We start from the raw sequence: 3684 nt of genomic DNA, 5'->3' as shown, positions 1-3684 counted from the left end.
GCCAGCCCCCTTGCGCCGGCCCGGTGGCCGGTCGTGCGCCCAGCAGGCGCCAGAGCGAGACCACCATCATCACGTCGAGAATCGTCCAGGCGATCGGGAAGGCGGCGTTCGGCGGGTTGAAGGACGGCTTGACGAGGCCCGCATACCATCCCCCGATCTCGGACCCGGTCGCCAGCCCGCCGATCAGCGAGGTCGCCCCCACCGGCAGGATCGCGGCGGGCAGCCGCAGCCACCAGGGCAGGGTCGGCCGCGTCGGGACCTGCATCGGGGTGGCTTGGATGGGCGGCATACGGGGACCTCGTTGCGGATTCGGATCGCGATGTCGGTGTGGATCGTGTCAGGCGTGATGCCCCGACGCTAGGACGCGCGGCCGCCACACCCAGAACGCGCGGTCGCGGGAGATGGCAACTCCGATCGGCCCGACCCCTCGCCGTCATCCCGGGGCTGCGCAGCAAAGCCCGGGATTCAGTGCCGCCGACGGCTTCAGCTGAAGCACGACCTGCGGTTCTGGATTCCGGGCACGCCCTCGGCGACCCGGAATGACGGTGACAACCTCGCATAAGGCTTCGCGTCGAAACATCTGCCGTATCCCGGGACGTGGAGGCGCGCGGACACGCCAGCGATGACGCTGGCGGCGCGATGCGCTATCGGACGCCGCCATGACCCTGCCCGTCGACACCCAGCCCGAACCGGACGCTCCGCAGCCCCCCACCTGGTCGAAGCGCACGCTCGCCGCGCAGGCGATGGGGCACGTCGACCCGGTGACCCGCGCGGTGGTGGCGCCGCTGCACGTGTCGACCACCTTCATCCGCGACCCCGACAACGGCTATTCCTCCGGCTTCTCCTACGCGCGGCCCGACAACGCGACCGTGCGCGAGGCGGAGGCCGTGCTGGCGATGCTGGAGGAGGCGCCGGCCGCGATGCTGTTCGGCTCCGGCATGGCGGCGGCGACCGCGGTGTTCGGCGCGCTGGAGCCCGGCGACCACGTGGTCGCGCCGGCGGTGATGTACTGGGCGCTGAAGCGCTGGCTGCGTGAGGAGGCGCCGCGGCGGCGGCTCGACCTCGACTTCGTTGCCATGGACGACCTCGACGCCCTGCGGCGGGCGATGCGGCCGGGGCGGACGAAGCTCGTCTGGATCGAGACCCCCGGCAACCCGCTCTGGACGGTGACCGACATCGCCGCCGCGGCCGAGATCGCGCATGCGGCGGGTGCGCGGCTCGCGGTCGACTCCACCGTCGCCTCGCCGTTCCACACCCGGCCGCTGCGCCTCGGCGCCGACCTCGTCATGCATTCCGGCACCAAGATCCTGAACGGCCATTCCGACGTCGTCGCCGGCGTCCTAGCCACCGCCGCGCAGGACGCCGCCTGGACCCGGATCGGTTCGATCCGCGCCGGCGGCGGCGCGATCCTCGGGCCGTTCGAGGCCTACCTCCTGATGCGGAGCCTGCGCACTTTTCCCTTGCGTGCCGCCGCGCAATCCGCCGGCGCCCTCGACCTCGCTGCCCGCTTCGCCCAGCACCCGCACGTCGAGCGGGTGCTGTATCCGGGCCTGCCCGACGACCCGGGCCACGCGGTCGCCGCGCGGCAGATGGAGCAGGGGTTCGGGGCGATGCTGTCGATCCGGGTCGCCGGGGGCGAGGCGGCGGCGATCGCCACCGCCGCGCAGGTGCGCCTGTGGAAGCGGGCGACCTCGCTCGGCGGCGTCGAAAGCCTGATCGAGCACCGCGCCTCCGTCGAGGGGCCGGGCACCCCGTGCCCGCCCGACCTGCTGCGACTCTCCACCGGTCTCGAGGACCCGGACGACCTGTTCGCCGACCTCGCCGCGGCGCTGCGGGCCGCGCATCCGGGAGCGTGAGCGGCTCCCTGTGGAATCATTTCTGGTCCGGCGGGACCCCCGGGCCGGCTGCGCGTTGTGCCTGACACCTTCGGGGCGCGTTCCACGCCGAAAGATCAAGAGCGGACCATGACGACACGCATCCTTGCCGGCGCCGCGCTCACCGGGGCCCTGGCGCTCGCCCTCCTCGCCGCCCCGGCGGCCTCGACCCGGGCGCTCGCCGACACGGTGCCGAGCCTCGACATCACGAAGACCTGCCAGTCGGCGAGCCGCGCCAACAGCGGCGTCAGCGACCAGGCCAACGTCGACGGCTGCCTGCGCTCCGAGCGGGACGCGAAGAAGGAGGCCGAGCGCCGCTGGGGCGACTACACGCCCTCGGCCAAGCGCCAGTGCGAGGACCAGTACAAGGCCGGCGGCTACCCGTCCTACGTCGAGATGGTGACCTGCCTCGAGCTCGCCAGCGGCACCGTGCCGACCCAGCCGAATTCCGGTGGCACCGCCACAGGCGGCCCCGGCGCGCCGGGCGCCAAGGCGGCCCCGCAGGAATCGGGCAGCCGCAACCTCACCCGCGAGCCGGCCGCGAACCAGCGCACCAACCCGATAGAGGTGCTGGACAAGAAGTAGGGGCCCGGATGTCAGCCACTTCGAAACTCGGAAGTCCTCTGCTCGAAGGCCGCACGGCGGTGGTGTTCGACGCCTACGGCACGTTGTTCGACGTGCACTCGGCGGTGCAGCGCCACGCCGACGCGGTCGGGCCGGACGCCGCGCGTTTGTCTGAGCTGTGGCGGACCAAGCAGGTCGAGTACAGCTGGAACCTGTCGCTGATCGGGCGCTACGTCCCGTTCTGGCAGCTCACCGAGCGGGCGCTGGATTTCGCCCTGGCCAGCCACGCGAGCGTCGACCCTGCCCTACGCGACACGTTGCTCGACGCCTACCGCGACCTCGACGCCTACGCCGAAGTGCCGGGCGTGCTGGAGCGGCTGCGGGAGCGCGGTCTCACCACCGCGCTCCTCTCCAACGGCGACGCGGCCATGCTCGGCCGCTCGGTCGATGCCGCCGGCATCCGGCCGCACCTCGACACGGTGCTCTCGGTCGACGCAGCCCAGGTGTTCAAGACGCACCCGCGCGCCTACGCCGTCGTCGGCGAGGCGCTCGGCGTGAGCCCGGAGGCGGTGCTGTTCTGCTCTTCGAACCGCTGGGACGTGGCCGGCGCCACCGCCTTCGGCTTCGCCTGCGCCTGGATCAACCGCGGCGCCAAGCCCGACGAGTACGCCGACCTGGCGCCGGTGGCGGTGCTGACGGATCTCGAAGGGTTGTTCTGAAGGGGGGGCGGCGCCTCCGGCACCTCTACGAACCGCTCATTTCACCACGATCCAATCCTCCACCACCAGGGCGTCAAGGCCGGTGGTGTAGAACATCAGGATCGCGTCTTCCGCCGTGTGAAGGATCGGCTTGCCCATCACGTTGAAGCTGGTGTTGAGCAGGATCGGGACGTTCGTGATCTCGGCAAAGGCCGCGATCAGCGCGGCGTAGGCCGGGTTGCGCTCCGGCGTCACGCTCTGGAGCCGGCCGGTGCCGTCGGCGTGCACCACCGCCGGGACCTGGTCGCGCTTGGATTCGCGCCACACCAGGGTGCGCTCCATGTACGGGCTGTCGGCGTAGGCCTCGAACCAGTCGGGGCCGGCCTCGGCCAGGATCGAGGGCGCGAAGGGGCGGAAGGCCTCGCGGTACTTCACCTTGGCGTTGAGTGCGTCCTTGGCGCCCTCCGGCCGCGGGTCGGCGAGAATCGAGCGGTTGCCGAGCGAGCGCGGGCCGAACTCGGCCCGGCCCTGGACCCAGCCGACGAGGC

At 72.1% G+C, this 3684-nt stretch carries 5 protein-coding genes; 3 read left to right on the top strand and 2 right to left on the bottom strand.

The annotated features are described in order from the left end of the window. On the bottom strand, positions 1 to 289 hold a 289-nt coding region (locus tag FV222_RS19980; RefSeq protein WP_246685560.1), incomplete at its 3' end, for a TspO/MBR family protein. A 370-nt stretch (positions 290 to 659) separates the two neighbouring features. On the opposite strand from FV222_RS19980, the gene FV222_RS19975 reads away from it, so the two are divergent. The 3 genes from FV222_RS19975 to FV222_RS19965 all read left to right on the top strand — a co-directional run bounded on the left by FV222_RS19975 (position 660) and on the right by FV222_RS19965 (position 3157). Next, positions 660 to 1856 (top strand): PLP-dependent aspartate aminotransferase family protein, encoded by a 1197-nt coding sequence (locus FV222_RS19975; RefSeq protein WP_147765165.1) that lies wholly within the window; start codon positions 660 to 662, stop codon positions 1854 to 1856. A gap of 108 nt (positions 1857 to 1964) precedes the next feature. Further along, positions 1965 to 2459: a hypothetical protein gene (locus FV222_RS19970; RefSeq protein WP_147754071.1), complete on the top strand. Its 495-nt coding sequence runs from the start codon at positions 1965 to 1967 to the stop codon at positions 2457 to 2459. A gap of 8 nt (positions 2460 to 2467) precedes the next feature. Further along, on the top strand, positions 2468 to 3157 hold the full coding sequence (locus FV222_RS19965) for a haloacid dehalogenase type II (RefSeq protein WP_147765166.1): 690 nt from the start codon (positions 2468 to 2470) through the stop codon (positions 3155 to 3157). Positions 3158 to 3193: 36 nt separating this feature from the next. Here FV222_RS19965 and FV222_RS19960 read toward each other — a convergent pair. Then, positions 3194 to 3684, bottom strand: a 491-nt coding sequence (locus tag FV222_RS19960) for a carbamoyltransferase C-terminal domain-containing protein (RefSeq protein ID WP_281406899.1), incomplete at its 5' end; no start/stop codon positions are given.

Source organism: Methylobacterium sp. WL103 (assembly GCF_008039885.1).
In the GTDB taxonomy this organism is placed as follows: Bacteria; Pseudomonadota; Alphaproteobacteria; order Rhizobiales; family Beijerinckiaceae; genus Methylobacterium; species Methylobacterium cerastii.
The sequence above is the reverse complement of the archived record's forward strand: the minus strand, read 5'-3'. Positions and strand labels throughout refer to the sequence as shown.